Source organism: Aquirufa sp. 5-AUSEE-100C1 (assembly GCF_054558655.1).
The window spans coordinates 438,220-455,006 of sequence record NZ_JBPXKO010000002.1 but is presented as its reverse complement, the minus strand read 5'-3'; the positions used below and the strand labels follow the sequence as shown (position 1 = coordinate 455,006).

Genomic DNA, 16,787 nt, shown 5'->3' with positions numbered 1-16,787 from the left:
CCGTTTTTGATCAAATTCTTGACAGGTAATTCATTGCCGATAAATAATTTGATTTTTTTTCAAAAAATTTTCTATTGAAAAAATACAATCCCTTTTGAGCATTTTTAGGCACATTCAGGAGCTAAATATACCTTGCTGAATATATATAAGTATAAATTAGATTATTTCGAGAATCTGTCCTACACTGTGCTACTTTTCAAGAAATTCTAATTTTCGTCCTATTTGTTTGGGCAGAATCTCCGATTCATTAATGAAAATCATTTTTTTATTCAATTTTTTATTCTTTTTTTTGCCTTGGTTTTGAAATTAGCCATGGACTCTAAACGTTTACATAGCAGTTTTTGGTCGAAACAAAACCACAAAGAATCATTAATCATTTTTAACCCTTAATTTTTCACTTATGATTCATTCTTACAAAAGAGTGGGTCGCCTTGTGCGATCAAGTGTAAGTAACCTAGGCTTCAAACAAGCTTTTAGTGTTGCTGTAGCACTGTTAATTTCCTTGGGTGCTTTTGCTCAAGATGTAGTAACGGGAAAAGTTACTGATGCTGCTGATGGCTCAGGTATCCCAGGTGTTTCTGTAGCTGTGAAAGGTACTACTCGTGGTGCTCAAACAGATGCAAATGGTAACTATAAAGTGAATGCAGGTGGCAATGCTACTTTGGTATTCTCTTTCGTAGGTTACACGTCAAAAGAAGTTGCAGTAGGTTCTAAATCTGTTGTTAACGTTTCTTTAGCTGCTGACAACAAATCTTTAGAAGAGGTAGTGGTCGTAGGTTACGGTACACAAAAGCGTAAAGAGATCTCAGGAACGGTAACTTCTTTAGGTTCTCGTGATTTCAACGCCGGTGTTGTAACAAACCCATTAGCTGCTGCGCAAGGTAAGGTTGCTGGTTTGGTAATCACACAGGCTTCTGGTGATCCTAACGCTCGTCCTACTGTTCGTTTACGTGGTACGGGTTCATTGAACGCAGGTTCTGAGCCTCTATACGTAATTGATGGTGTGATTGGTGCTCCGATCGAAAACATTGCTCCAGAAGATATCTTATCAATGGACGTGTTACGTGATGCTTCATCTGCTGCGATCTACGGTTCTCGTGGAGCGAATGGTGTTATCTTGATCAACACGAAACGTGGAAAGTCAGGTACTCCTTCAGTAGATTATTCAGCTTATGTAGGTTCTGAGTCTATCTCACAACGTCCAGAGTTGTTAAATGGAGCTGAATTCCGTGCTGCTGCTGCTAAATATGGTCAAAAATTTGATGATTTAGGAGCAAATACAGATTGGTTAGATGTTATTACGCAAACTGCTTTAACTCAAAACCATAACGTAGGTGTTTCGGGTGGATCTGAAAACGTATCTTACCGTGCTTCCATCGGTTATTTAGATCAAACTGGTACTTTAAAAGGTTCAGGTAAGGATCGTTTAACAGGTCGTTTGAACTTAGATGCGAAAGCATTGGAAGGTAAATTGGTTATGAAAGTAAACATGTCTGCTTCTCAAACGAACAACCAGTTTACAGATAACCGTGCAGTAGGTTTCGCGATGAACATGCGTCCAACTGACCCAGTTTACAATGCGGATGGAACTTATTTCCAGATTCCTGGAACATTTGCCAACTTCAACCCATTGGCTACTATTGAAAGCAAGACAAACAAGCAACGTTTACATGACTTCTTGTTTAATGCTTCTGCTGGATACACAATCTTAGATGGTTTGGTATTTAACGTATCAGGAACTTTGCGTACGCAAACAGCTGATGGTTCTTATTTCGCTAAATCTACTCCAGGTAACTTATTAGCTACTGTAGGTGGTAATGCGGCTAACCGTCAGTTAAACTCAATTACGGATAGACAATTAGAAACTACTTTGAATTACTCGAAGAAATTGAACGATGTTTCTACATTGAACGTATTAGCGGGTTACACATACCAAGATGTAGTTGCTGATGGTTTCGGTGCTGGAAATAACAACTTCTTAACAGATGCCTTCGAAGCAAATAACTTAGGAGCTGGTTTAGGTATCCGTACGAATCCAAACTTGTTGTTCTCTTACAAGAATGAATACAAATTGGTTTCTTTCTTAGCACGTGCTCAATATTCATTATTGAACAAATATTTCGCTACTGTTAACGTTCGTCGTGACGGTTCTACGAAATTTGGTGATAACAACAAGTGGGGTATCTTCCCTTCAGTTTCAGTGGGTTGGGCATTATCTGAAGAGCCATTCTTGAAAGGTAACGCAACTATTGATAACTTGAAATTGCGTGTTAGCTGGGGACAAACAGGTAACTCGGAAGGTATTCGTCCGTTGTTATCTAAGTCATTCTACGGAGCGTCAGGTTCTTACTTTGATGGTTCTGCAAACGACTTCTTGCCTGCATACTCGATCCAATCTAACCCAAATCCAAACTTGAAGTGGGAGATCAACGAAAACTACGGTGGAGGTATTGACTTCTCATTGTTCAAAGGTAAATTGACTGGTAACTTAGATGTTTACACACGTACGACAAAAGACTTGTTATACACTGTAAACGTACCACAAGAGAAAGGTTATGTATACCCAACCATGTTGGCTAACATCGGTTCGATGCAAAACCAAGGGGTTGAGGTTTCATTAACTTACCAAATCGTTGAGAACAAGGATTGGAACATTGCCACGACGTTAGCTGCTTCATTCAACAAGAACGAAATCGTTTCATTGAAGAATGATTCATTCGCTGCTCCAGACCAAGTATTCTTGTCTACCTCTTTAGGTTCATTTATCCGTGGTACATCAGCTGTTAACTTCTCAGTATTACAAGCTGGTCACCCAGTAGGTGAGTTCTACGGAGCGAAAGTTGCTAAAATCGAGAACGGTAAATATGTATTCCAAGACTTGAACGGTGACGGTGTAGTAGATCCTAACGCGAAAGACCGTACGTATTTAGGAAATCCTAACCCTACTTTCGTAGGTGGTTTGACTACAAACATCCGTTACAAAGCTTTCGACTTACAATTCCAATTGACAAGCCAATTAGGTGCTAAGATCGTTAACACGAACGCATTGTTATTAGGTCGTCAAGATGGTCGTTTAGCTGAATCAGGTGCATTGAAATCTGCATTGACTTCAATCATCAATGATGAGCGTACAATCCCAATGGATTACTATGTAGAGTCTGGTGACTTTTTACGTATCAACAACGCTTCATTCGGTTATACATTGCCTGTAAAAGGTGTGTTTAAGCGTGCACGTATCTACGTAGCAGGAAACAACTTAGCTGTGTTCACTAACTACTCAGGTGTTGATCCAGAGGTTAGCCAAAACTTAGCAATTGGTGCTGCTGCTCCAGGTATCGACGTTCGTGAGACTTACTACAAAACTCGTGCGATTACTGCGGGTGTAAATCTTTCGTTCTAAGCAAACAAAATCGTATTCAATTAGTTAAATAATCGAATCAATAAATTTATTAATAAAATGAAAAAATATATCTATAAAGTACTCTCAGTAGGTGTTTTCGCTTCGTTAGCCCTATCGTCTTGTACAGATTTAACTGAGCCGGTTTACGATGCGATCCCAGCGGATCAATTCTTGAAAACAGATGCTCAGATTGCAGCTGCTTTGGGACCTGCATACGGTGGTCTTCGTGGTATCACTTGGGATTGGTTCAATCCAAGTGAGGCTTCTTCAGATGAGTTGATCGTTCCTACACGTGGTGGTGACTGGTACGATGGTGGTGACTGGTTGGCATATTCTCGCCACACTTGGACTCCACAACACGGTCCTATCAACGGAATGTGGGGATTCATCTTTGGTAACATCTCTCAGATTAACCAATTGATCCCAGTTGTTAAGACAAACCAAAAAGCAGTAGATGAGTTACGTGCAGTACGTGCTTTCTATTACTTTATGGCAATTGACGCGTTTGGAAACGTCCCTATCGTAACTGATAATGCTTCAGTAGGTGGTACTAAAACGCGTGCAGAAGTTTATGCTTTCATCAAGTCTGAGTTAGAGTCAGCAATTCCAAACTTGGTTGCTGGTAAGGCTTATTCCCGTATGACGCAAGATGCTGCTCGTATGTTGTTAGCTAAGTTGAAGTTGAACGCCGGTGTTTATTCAGGTACTCCAGATTGGCAAGGTGCTTATGATGCTGCTAACGCGGTAATCAACTCGAAAAACGGTTGGTCATTATCTTCTTCTACTGTTTCTAACTTTATCGTAGCGAACGAAGGATCAGGAGAGAATATTTGGACTATTCCTTTCGATAGCTTCAAAGCAGGTGGTATGAACTTCCAAATGAGAACGTTACACTATGCAAACCAACAAACATATGGTTTGGGTAACTCACCTTGGAACGGTTTCTGTACATTAGCGGATTTCTATAACTCATTCGAGTCTAAAGATTTACGTAATGCAATGTGGATCAAAGGTCAGCAATATGCTGCTTCAGGTGCTGCATTAACAGATGCTAAAGGTGCTCCATTGGCGTTTATCGCTGACTTCAACAAGGATCAAATGACGGATGCAGATCCAGAATTCCAAGTTGCTGGTATCCGTTCGCAAAAATATGAGATTCAAAAGAACAACCCGAACGGGGATCAATCAAACGACTACGTAGTATTCCGTTTGGCTGATGCGATCATGATGCGTGCTGAAGCTGCTTTCCGTTTAGGAAAAACTGCTGAAGCTTTAGCTGACGTGAACACAATCCGTAAGCGTTCAGGTGTAGATCCATTGACTTCGTTAACTGCAGCTGATATCTTAGCTGAGCGTGGTCGTGAGTTTGCATGGGAAGGATGGAGACGTAACGATATGATTCGTTTCGGTACATTCTCTTTAGAGCGTAAGTTCATGAAGAATTTAAACAAGACTCGTGAGTTGTTCCCAATTCCACAACCACGTATCGATGCGAACCCATTGTTGAAACAAAACCCTGGGTATTAATTCGTACTTAATTTAGTAAAAAGGCAGAGCCATTGGTTCTGCCTTTTTATTTTATATCTAAGGCCTTTTTTGTATTTTTGCAGTCCATTTTTGATCGTTCCATGAAGCATTTTGTACTCCTTTGTAGCGTTGCTTTTTTAGCCTTCGCTTGCTCAACCAAAGAAGATACCCTCTTCGAAGAATTACCTGCATCTGAAACTGGTATTGACTTTGTCAACCGTAGTTTGGAGAAGAAAGAATTCAACATCTTCAATTACCGAAATTTCTATAACGGAGGCGGAGTTGCCATAGGAGATGTTAACAACGATGGATTATCCGATTTATTCGTCACCTCAAATTTCGAGGACAACAAACTCTACCTTAATAAAGGGGGAATGCACTTCGAGGATATTACCAAACAAGCAGGTATTGTGGGTAAAAAATTCTGGTCGACCGGCGTAACTTTCGCCGATGTGAACGGTGACGGTCTCATGGATATCTACGTGTGTAACTCAGGTTCACGTGACGCTCGTGGTAATCAATTATACATCAATCAAGGAATCAAAGGTGGCATTCCACAATACAAAGAAATGGCCAAAGAAGCTGGCCTAGAAGACGGCGGTCTTTCGACACACGCTGCCTTTTTCGATTACGATCGTGATGGGGATCTAGATATGTATCTATTGAACAACAGCTTCACACCCATCGACAAGTTAGGATATACCAACCTGCGCGATATGCGTGATAAATTAGGCGGCGACAAATTGTTCCGCAATGACAGTCCAGACGGCAAGAGCATCAAGTTTACGGATGTTTCCGAAAAAGCAGGCATCTATGGCAGCTTAATCGGTTTTGGTTTAGGAATTACAATCGGGGACGTGAATAACGACAACTGGCCCGATATTTATATATCAAACGATTTCTACGAACGTGATTATTTGTACATCAATCAACACGATGGAACTTTTAAAGAGGATCTAGAAAATCAAATGCCGCATACCTCCTTGAGTTCCATGGGAGCCGATATCGCGGATATCAACGACGACGGAAACCTCGATATCTTTGTGACCGACATGCTTCCTGGCGATGATCGTCGTTTGAAAACGACATCCATCTTTGAGGGATATAACCTGGTTGAACTTAAGTTGAAACGCGGCTTTTGGCATCAATACATGCGTAATAACCTCCAGTTAAATAACGGAGACGGTACTTTCAGTGAAGTTGGCCAATTAGCAAGCGTACATGCGACCGATTGGTCTTGGGGTGCATTGATCTTCGATATGGACAACGATGGTCAAAAGGATATTTTCGTGGCGAATGGAATTGCCAAAGATTTGACCGATCAGGATTTCGTGGATTTCTTAGGTGATCGCAATACAATGCAACAGATGTTGAACGGGAAGAAGTTCGACTACAAGGAATTTACCGACAAAATTTCATCCGTACCTATTCCGAACTACGCCTTCAAAAATGAAGGAAGCCTTAAGTTCTCAAACCAAGCAAAATCTTGGGGATTGGAAGGACCTGGATTTTCGAACGGTTCTGCCTATGGCGATTTGGATAACGACGGTGATTTGGATTTAGTGGTGAATAACGTGAACGCTCCTTTGTCTGTATTTAAAAATAAGACGAACGAAAAATTAAAGAATCATTATTTAACCATTCATCTAAAGGGAACTGGCCGTAATTTGAATGGAATTGGTGCGAAGGTTACTTTATACCAACAGGGTAACATCAAGGTGCTCCAACAAATGCCTAACCGTGGTTTTCAGTCCTCGAGTGATCATCAGATGCTATTTGGTTTAGGTCAAAATGGGAAAATCGATTCACTTCAGATCATTTGGCCGGACGACAAGATGCAAGTTTTGAAGTCGGTGAAAGCAGATCAAGTCTTAACACTCGATTACCAGAAAGCATCCCAACAATTCAACTATTCACCCTTTGTAGCCAAGCAATATTTCGCAGATGTTACATCGACAAGATTAAATTATACCCATCAAGAAAGTCTCTTCAACGATTGGGACCGTGATGTATTATTGAAGCAAAAATTCTCCACTCAAGGGCCAGCCATGGCCGTGGGAGATGTGAATGGCGATGGCTTGGATGACTTATATATGGGAGGAGCTGCCGGCCAAAAGAAACAATTGTTTATTCAGCAAGCGAATGGGCAGTTTAAGGAGAGTGCGCAGGCCGACTTCAATTTAGACCAAACCACGGAGAATACGGATGCCTTATTCTTTGACGCGGATGGCGACAAGGATCTCGACCTATTTGTGGTGACGGGAAGTAATGAGTTTGAGGTGAATGCGCCTGAGTTACATGATTTATTGTATTTGAATGATGGTAAAGGGAATTTCAAGCGTGATTTACGCTTCCCAACAATCTTTGAGAATGGATCATGCGCAACAGCAGCCGATATGGATCACGATGGAGATCTCGATTTATTCGTGGGTTCTCGAATGATTTCAAGCAAATATGGATTTAGCCCTAGCAGTAATTTGTATATCAATGACGGAACAGGTGGCTTCAAAAATTATTCGAAACGTTTCATGCCAGAAATTACCGAGTTAGGCATGGTGACGGATGCGGAATGGGCCGATGTGAACAAAGATGGTTATGCGGATTTGGTCGTGGCTCAGGATTGGGGTGGAATTGTAGTGTTCAAAAACGAACGCGGACGTAAACTCGTGAAGCAAGAAATGGTACCCGGCTCAGAGGGACTTTGGGGATGTTTGAAACCTGCGGATATCGATGGCGATGGCGACATGGATTTCATTGCGGGGAACTTTGGCCTGAATTCAAAAATCAAGGCTTCAGCTGAATTCCCAGCTACACTATCAGTCAATGACTTCGATAAAAATGGTACCGTGGAACAGATTATCTCGTGCGTAACTGAAGATGGTAATTCCTACCCGATGGTCTTGAAAGGGGAATTGCAGCGGGCGACACCGGCCATCAAGCAGAAGTTCATCAAGTACAAAGATTATGCGAACAAGACGGTAGAGGAATTGTATTCCGATGATCAACGTGAGGGGATGGTTCTTCGCCAAATCACAACGACTGAATCGGCCTTCCTAATCAATGATGGAAAAGGTAATTTTAGCCTTCAGGCATTGCCTTATGAAGCACAATTTTCTCCGATTCGGGGAATTGAGGTGTCTGATTTTGATCACGATGGAAAGGTAGATATCCTCTTAGCCGGAAACTTCTTCGATTCATTGCCTGAATGGGGTCGTTTCGACGCCATGTATGGTTTGATGCTGAAAGGACTAGGTAAAGGGAAATTCGTTGCGCAACGATCAAAAGAGACCGGCTTCCAGACGCGTGGTCAGGTTCGCAAGATGTCTATCGCGAAATCAAAAGGAGGGAATTTTGTTATCCTCGCTAAAAACAATGACAAAGCACAAGTGTTTCAAGTAAAATAATAAGTAGTCTATGAACAAGTATCTCGCATTTTTCATTTTATCCATCGGTTTTCTTTCATGTAAATCAGGCGATGACGTGCAATTGTTCGAGAAATTGCCTGCCTCGAAAACACACATTGATTTCACCAATCAAATCAAGGAAACCCCTGATTTCAATATCCTGGATTACCTCTATTTTTACAATGGAGGAGGAGTTGCTTCCGGGGATATCAATAACGACGGCTTGGTCGATTTGTTCTTTACCTCAAACCAAGGCAAGAATAAATTGTACCTGAATAAGGGTAACATGGAGTTTGAAGATATCTCGGTGAAGGCGGGGATTGAGGGATTCTCTGACTGGAAAACGGGTGTCACCATGGCCGATGTCAATGGAGATGGTTACATTGATATTTATGTTTGCTCAGTGAGTAATTTTAAAGGGATGGAGGGTTCGAATGAGCTTTACATCAATAATGGAGATAATACGTTCACAGAGAAGGCGAATGAATATGGCCTAGATTTTACAGGATTTTCTACGCAGGCCGCATTCTTTGATTACGACAAGGATGGCGACTTGGATTGTTATTTGCTAAACCACGCCGTTCACAATACCCGTTCATACGATCGTGTGAATACGCGTATGTTGAAGGATAATGAAGCTGGCGATTACCTATACCGTAACGACGGCGGCAAGTTTAAAGACATCTCCGCAGAATCCGGAATCTACCAAGCGGCGATGGGATATGGATTGGGAATTTCAGTTGCGGATTTGAACAATGACGGTTGGCTCGATATCTATGTCAGCAACGACTTCCATGAGGATGATTATTATTACATCAACCAAAAAGACGGCACCTATAAAGAAGGCATCAAGGAGCATTTCAAACATTTGAGTCGCTTCTCCATGGGTTCAGACATTGCCGATATCAACAACGATGGGTATCAAGACGTCATGACCTTGGACATGTATCCCGAGGACGAAAAAGTAGAGAAATCATCGGTGGGAGAGGATCCTTTGGATATCTACATGTACAAGTTACAGTTCGGTTATTTCAATCAATACAGTCGGAACTGCTTGCAGTTAAACATGAGCGGTCAAAAATTTGCCGACATCGCTGCTTCCTCAGGTGTAGCTGCCACGGATTGGAGTTGGAGCACCTTGATGGCCGATTACGATGGGGATGGCTTAAAGGATATTTTCGTTTCGAACGGAATCCTACGTCGGCCAAATGACTTGGATTATTTGAAATTTGTGATAGGGGATTCTTTGCACTACGGTTTACCGACTTCGCATAAATTAGACCAACAGGCCATTGATTTAATGCCAAGTGGAAAGGTTCACAATTACCTTTTCCAAGGCTCCAAAGATTTACGATTCAAGGATAAATCTTTGACTTGGGGATTTGAAGAGGAAGGAATTTCGAATGGTAGCTCCTATGCCGACTTGGATAATGATGGGGATTTGGATTTGATTTCGAATAATTTGAATGAGCCGGCTGGTATCTATGAAAACCACTCGCGGGAATTGTTGAAGAATAATTTCGTGAAGGTGAAATTCAAAGGAGAGGGCATGAATACCTTCGGGATTGGTGCGAAAGTAATCTTGAAAACGAAGGACGGGCAGCAGCTTCAGCAAATGATGCCTACGCGTGGATTTATGAGTTCGGTGGAGCCGACTTTATTATTTGGTATTGGACAATTGACCCAAGTTGATTCGTTGATCGTCATTTGGGAAAATGAGAAAATGCAGATAATCAAGAACCCGAAGATCAATGAATTATTGACATTAGATCAGAAGAATGCACAGATGTCGGTGAATGATTATCAATTCTTCATTCTGACCAAACCGATGTTTGAGGAGGTGACGAATAGCATTAACATCCCTTATTTACATCAGGAAAATACTTATTTTGATTTTAATCGTGAGCTTTTGGTTCCGTTTAAAGTATCGATTGAAGGACCAAAACTAGCTGTGGGTGATGTGAATGGCGATGGTTTGGAAGACTTCTATGTGGGTGGTGCGAAATACCAGGCAGGTCAATTGTATGTTCAAAAAACCAACGGCTTTGCCTTGTCTCCGCAAACCTCATTTAAGGTCGATAGTATTTACGAAGATGTGGATGCCTTGTTTTTTGATTCGGATGGCGACAAGGATTTAGATTTATACGTGGTTACGGGTGGAAATGAGTTTTACGATAAGATGCCTGAACAATTTGACCGTCTGTATAAAAACGATGGAAAAGGAAATTTCACGCGCGATTTCAAGGCTTTGCCCGCGATGTATGATAATAAATCCGTTGTGCGACCATGCGATTTTGATCGCGATGGAGATATCGATTTATTCGTAGGGGGTCGTGTCGTAGGGTATCATTATGGCTATTCGCCAAAATCTTATTTATTGGTGAATAATGGCAAAGGCCAATTCGCGGATCGTACGCAGGCTTTGGCGCCCGACTTGCGTGAGGCGGGGATGTTGACAGAGGCGATATGGGCGGATATTGATAAGGATGGTGATCAAGATTTAACGGTTGTTGGGGATTGGATGCCGATCAAGACTTACGAAAATCAGAAGGGTAAATTTAGTCTGATTGAGAATGGTTTGGAGGAATTTACCGGATTTTGGGGTGGATTGACGAGTGGCGATTTTGACAAGGATGGGGATGTCGATTTCGTCGTGGGGAATCTTGGAACAAATACCAAATTACGCAAGCAAGTAGATGGCAAGTTGCGCATGTTGATTAAAGACATTGATAAAAATGAAACCGAAGAGCATATCATTTCCTACAATCGCGGGGATGATTGGTTCCCGATCAACAGCAAAGATGAAATGGGTAAGCAGATTCCAAGTATCATCAATAAGAAGTACACGAAATACAATGAATTTGCTGGGAATACGTTGGAAGATTTGTTTGGCGATGACGAATTGAAAGATGCCACGGAGCGTATGGTGAATACCTTTGAGTCGGTATATATCGAGAATAAAGGAAAAGGGAAATTTGAGATGCATTTCTTGCCGGCATTGGCGCAAGTTTCCAAAGTCATGGTACTTCGCACAGAGGATGTGGATCAGGATGGGAACTTGGATGTCTTGTTAGGCGGCAATTTCAATGGAGCATCGATGTACCAGGCACGCTATGATGCCTTCTTTGGATTGATTTTGAAAGGAAATGGCAAGGGTGGATTTAGTCCAATGATTCCTACGGAAACAGGATTCTTACAGGATGGTGATGTTCGTGATATCAAGATTGTACATACGCCAAAAGGTCCCTTGTTCTTTGTGACACGTAACTCGGCGAATATGCAAATTTTTAAACGCTTGTATTGATGCGTATCATTTACGGCTTACTGGCGGTATTTTTTCTGACGTTTGCGTCTTGCAAACCTGACGTAAAGGAAGGGGAACAATTAGCGAAACAATACTGCCAGTCATGCCACTTATTGCCTAGCCCTGCCTTATTGCCTCAAAATGTATGGAAATATTCGACACTTCCGTACATGGGAATTATGCTAGGAGTTTCGCATGAGATTGACCAGTTGGAAAAGCCACTTTCCGATTATGCCATTTTGCGCCCAGCTTCTCAGTTGATCCCCGACGATGACTGGGAGAAAATCAAGGAATATTATTTGACCGAGTCCCCTAATGGATTAACGTTTCCAGCTTATGCGGCACTTCCCGTAGAGAATTCTTTATTCTCCATCGAAGATTTGTCGGTCGCTTTACCCAAAGCGACAATCCCCAATTTTACAGCTGTTCGTATTGATTCGAAGAAACACCAGATCATTGCTGGGGATCAATCGAATCGCGTGATTTGGCTTTTGGATGCCAAAGGAAAACCCTTGAAGCAATTGGAAAATCAGGATGCCTTGACTTATGTGGAGCCTTGGAAAGGACAATATCTATTTACGTTTATTGGTACAACGACCCAGGCGAATCCGGATGTCAATGGTTCCGTTCAAGTGTATGGGGGCGATTCCCCGACGAGTTTAATCAAGGGTCTTAATCGCCCAATTGAATTGAAAGCCGTTGACCTAAATGGCGATGGTCAAGAGGAGTTAATTTCCAGTGAGTTCGGATTCAAGGAAGGTGGAATGACTGTATGGGCGAAGCAGGGAAAAACTTGGAATAAGCAGGTCCTGAATCCCCAAACGGGTGCGACCCATGTCGATGTTCGCGATTTTGATGGTGATGGACGTTTGGATATTGTGGCGCTTTTTGCCCAAGGGGATGAGCGAATTATGCTTTACTCGAACAAAGGGGGGCTGAAATTTGAGGAGCGGATGTTAATGCGTTTCCCATCGATATATGGAACAAGTTCCTTTGATATGGGCGATGTAGATGCTGATGGGGATTTGGATATTGTTTGTACGGCGGGAGATAATGCAGATTTCTCAACGATTTTAAAACCTTACCATGGGGTTTATGTCTATACGAATCAAGGTCAAATGCGCTTCAAGCAACAGGCATTTTACGCTCAAAATGGCGCAACCAAAGTGATGCTGGCTGATGTTGATCAGGATGGGGATTTAGATATGTTATCCATTGCCCTGTTCCCAGACGTGGAAAAACGTCCGGCCGAGGGATTGATTTATTTTAAAAATATGGGTAAGCAATTTGCCCAAATGACGATTCCTGTAAATCATCTAGGTCGCTGGTCGGTGATGGATATTGCCGATATTGAAGGCGATGGTGATTTGGATGTCGTGTTAGGAAGCCATGCTGTGGCGAAATTCCCTGCGGGTGCTTTTGATCCGGCATGGAAGAATGCTAAAGGAATTTTAATCTTGCGAAATAAAACGAAATGAGGCAGATATTTCTATTGGTTTGCCTGTTGATTTCATTCGTTTCGTTTGGTCAAAAAAGAGGTTATTTTATTTTTTCAGGCACCATTCAAGATATGGAAACCAAGGTGCCAATTGAAGGTGCGTCTGTCTTGTTTTCGGGATTATCGATCGGCGCGCGAACCGATTCCACGGGTCATTTTTCGGTAACGCTTCCCTCACGGTCCTATCAAATGGTTTTCCGAAGTTTGGGTTACAAATTCAAAACCGGGAAAGTTGATTTGAAAGAAAATGCGAGCATGAGCGTCTTCTTGGAGAAATCAGAACAGATTTTAGATGAGGTAGTCATCTCCGCGGAGAAGTCGGACGCGAATGTCAATCGAACCATCATGGGGGTGGAAAAGATGTCGAGCAAGACACTCAAAAAATTACCCAATCTGATGGGCGAGGCCGATGTCATTCGGTCCATTATGTTGTTGCCAGGCGTCTCTACCGTAGGGGAAGGTGCTTCGGGATTCAACGTCCGGGGTGGCAACGTCGATCAAAATCTTGTTTTATTAGATGGCGTTCCTCTGTTTAATACCTCCCATTTATTTGGTTTTTTCACAGGATTTAATGCCGACATGGTTCAGGATTTAAGTCTTTACAAGGGCGGTATCCCGAGCATGTACGGCGGCAGGGCCTCATCTGTGTTAGACGTTCGGGTAAAAGAAGGAAATTTCGATAAATGGAGTTTGCAAGGTGGGGTAGGTCCTATTTCGAGTCGTTTGTTAATTGATGGTCCTTTAGTGAAGGGCAAAACCTCCTTGATTTTAGGTGCGCGGGGTTCTTTGTCCGACTTCTATTTGGGTTATTTTCCGAATCCTTCCTTGCAGAAAAGTAAGGCCGATTTTTACGACGTGAATTTTAAGTTGACACACCGGATTGGGGAAAACCAACGGATATCTTTGTCGGGCTACATCAGTCACGACGGCTTCAAATTTGCGTCCGACACACTTTATTCATGGCAAACGAAGACCTTGAGTTTTCAGCACCACGCGCTTTGGAAGAATTGGTCACATCATTTTACGGCTTTTACAAGTGATTATTCGTACGGAATTGATGGTTTAAAATCAGGTTACGAGTTCACTTGGCGGCCTTCGATTAGCCAGAAAACGTTACGGGAAGATTTGAGTCTGGATCTGAAAGAGCGGGGACGAATTGATTTTGGTGCGGAGATTAACGCCTATCAAAATGATGCGGGAACTTTTCGTCCGAATGCGGAGAAGTCAGTCGTTAACACCTTCCCCATGCAAGCGGAAAGTTCACGCGAGATGGCCGTTTATGTGGGACATAGTTTGCCCATCGGAAAACGTTTGAGTTTAGATTATGGTATACGGTATGCCTACTATCAGTTGGTGGGACCGCAAAAATTCATTCAATATAAACCGGGTATTCCTCGAGTTTTCAATTCCATCATGGATACGCTTCAATATGCCTCGGGCGATGTGATTCAATCGTATGGAGGTTTTGAGCCACGTCTTTCATTGGCCGTTAAATTGGATACGAACACATCCGTTAAATTTGGATTTAATCGGATGCAGCAGTTTATGCATTTGTTGTCAAATACGATGGCGGTTTCGCCAGTGGATATTTGGAAGAATTCGAATCCCTATTTACCTCAGCAAGTGGCGGATCAATATTCAATGGGTCTATTTAAGAATTTTACGAATGCCCAAAATGCCGTCTTCGAGGCTTCGGCGGAGTTTTATTACAAGCGCTTATCGAATGTGATTGACTACATCGACGGGGCTGCCTTGTACTTGAATCCGACGGTGGAGACTCAGTTGCTTGTGGGTAAGGGCCGTGCGTATGGAGCTGAATTTTTCTTGAAGAAGGCAAGAGGAACGCGATTGACGGGGTGGGTTTCATATACCTATGCGCGTTCTTTTCGTCTGATTGAGGAGAATGAAAATCAGCCGGCGGCGAATTTTGGGAAAGAATTTCCGGCCAATTTTGACATGCCGCATAACTTCAAATTTGTGTTAAATAATCGTTTGACCAAACGGATATCGTTTAATGCGAATTTTACTTATACATCTGGCCGACCGATCACCTATCCCAATGCTCGCTATAAGGTTTATGCTTACAATGATTTATATGATTATGAATATGCATCGGGTAATTTTCCGCGGCCGGGTTATCAACCCAATAGCTATGTGTATAATGGAAGTACATTTACCTATTTAAGCGGCACGACGATCGCACCGGTTTTGGATGGTTACTCCTCTCCGAGTTTTACCTTACGAAATCAAGAGCGAATACCATTTTACATGCGTTTAGATGTAGGATTTACGATTGAGCCGAAGGAAGGAAAACGTTGGCAGGGAAGCTGGAATTTTTCGGTTTATAATTTACTCGCCCGACAAAATGCCTATTCGATTTTTTTCCGTTCGTCGACGGGATTAATTAATCAAGCACGAACGTATCAGCTGTCTGTCTTGGGATCTGCCATACCATCCATCACCTATAACTTTAAATTCTAATGAAAAGGCTTTTACTATTTTCATGGATGTTGTTGTTGATGGCCTGTGAAACGGAGATCACCGACTTTAAGACGCAAAATTTGAGCAATGCCATTGTCGTCTATGGTGAAATGACCAATATGGCTGGGCCCTATTCGGTTCGATTGAATTATACTTCGGGATATTCACCCTTTGATGTGACGGAGTTTCAAGGACAAGCAATTCAGGGTGCGGATGTTCGCATCGTGGATGCGTCAGGAGCTGCGATAAGTCTCAAGGAGACTACTAAAGGATATTACCAGACTCCTAGCTCGTTTGTCGGCATCATAGGCAAAAAATACCAGTTGAAGATCATGACCAAAGCCGGTCAAGACATTGCCTCGGATTGGCAAACGCTATCATCACCTACAGCGGCAGAGGGTTTGGATTATACATTTGTGACGGCCGAAAAAGTTGAAAATATACGCTTTGATTTAGCTGGCTATGTGTCAGATAAAAAGCAGGTTGAAAATTATTATTTCATCAAGCGTCAAGATTTCATTCAGTTTTTGACTACTTGTCCAGAACCACCGCCGCCACCAGCACCGGTTCCTGCTTGTGATTGTAAATGTTGGCAAGCCCCTCAAAATACCCAACCCATTTTACTCACGGATTTTTTAGTCGACGGCAGTAAGATTAAGCTTCCCCTCGGTTCCATTGATTACCGTGATTTTACGGATTGGGTTGTGCAATTAGAGGTTTATTCGGTGGACAAGGCCACACATACCTATTGGCAGCGCCAGGAGGATCAGCGTAAATTGGGTGGCGGGATTTTCGATAAGGTACCTGCGCAGATTATTGGGAATTTGAAATGTTTGAATAATCCGGACCAACAGGTATTGGGCTACTTTATAGTAGCCGGAAAAACGAAATCACGTTTGACCGTCGATCGATACAATGGGATCCCCTTCGAGACTTACAATAAACTGGTCAATTACGTCGAATTCAATAACATTCGGTATAAAAATTATCCCCTGTGGGATTGTCGGAAAGCAGCCTGGATTCCTTACAATATCGGGTTAAATTTACCAGCTTATTGATCGTTTTTTTACTTCTGTGGCTTTACCTTTGGCAAACCGGGAAGGATTGCCAAAGGTAGCGTTTCGATGTAAAATATAGTATGCTTGCATAATAAATTTTTTCTCTGCAAATTTG

At 42.3% G+C, this 16,787-nt stretch carries 7 protein-coding genes; all 7 read left to right on the top strand.

The genetic code is table 11. The annotated features are described in order from the left end of the window. Window positions 1-400: 400 nt before the first annotated feature. The 7 genes from ACMH5P_RS05820 to ACMH5P_RS05790 all read left to right on the top strand — a co-directional run bounded on the left by ACMH5P_RS05820 (window position 401) and on the right by ACMH5P_RS05790 (window position 16,672). The gene (locus ACMH5P_RS05820) at window positions 401-3,400 is read left to right on the top strand and encodes a SusC/RagA family TonB-linked outer membrane protein (RefSeq protein ID WP_459493396.1); all 3,000 of its coding nucleotides are present in this window, start codon (window positions 401-403) and stop codon (window positions 3,398-3,400) included. Window positions 3,401-3,457: 57 nt separating this feature from the next. After that, window positions 3,458-4,927: a RagB/SusD family nutrient uptake outer membrane protein gene (locus ACMH5P_RS05815; RefSeq protein ID WP_459493395.1), complete on the top strand. Its 1,470-nt coding sequence runs from the start codon at window positions 3,458-3,460 to the stop codon at window positions 4,925-4,927. A 101-nt stretch (window positions 4,928-5,028) separates the two neighbouring features. Then, window positions 5,029-8,331 carry a VCBS repeat-containing protein gene (locus ACMH5P_RS05810; RefSeq protein WP_459493394.1) on the top strand — a complete coding sequence of 1,101 codons (3,303 nt, stop codon included), beginning with the start codon at window positions 5,029-5,031 and terminating at the stop codon, window positions 8,329-8,331. A 10-nt stretch (window positions 8,332-8,341) separates the two neighbouring features. Then, a complete protein-coding gene (locus ACMH5P_RS05805) occupies window positions 8,342-11,635 on the top strand; it encodes a VCBS repeat-containing protein (protein ID WP_459493393.1) in 3,294 nt (1,097 codons plus the stop codon). Next, entirely contained in the window at window positions 11,635-13,113 is a 1,479-nt protein-coding gene (locus ACMH5P_RS05800; RefSeq protein WP_459493392.1) for an FG-GAP repeat domain-containing protein, read from the top strand. Before ACMH5P_RS05805 ends, ACMH5P_RS05800 begins: the two co-directional genes overlap by 1 nt. Beyond that, window positions 13,110-15,614 carry a TonB-dependent receptor gene (locus tag ACMH5P_RS05795; protein WP_459493391.1) on the top strand — a complete coding sequence of 835 codons (2,505 nt, stop codon included), beginning with the start codon at window positions 13,110-13,112 and terminating at the stop codon, window positions 15,612-15,614. Before ACMH5P_RS05800 ends, ACMH5P_RS05795 begins: the two co-directional genes overlap by 4 nt. Next, a complete protein-coding gene (locus tag ACMH5P_RS05790) occupies window positions 15,614-16,672 on the top strand; it encodes a DUF4249 domain-containing protein (RefSeq protein WP_459493390.1) in 1,059 nt (352 codons plus the stop codon). Before ACMH5P_RS05795 ends, ACMH5P_RS05790 begins: the two co-directional genes overlap by 1 nt. Window positions 16,673-16,787 lie beyond the last annotated feature (115 nt).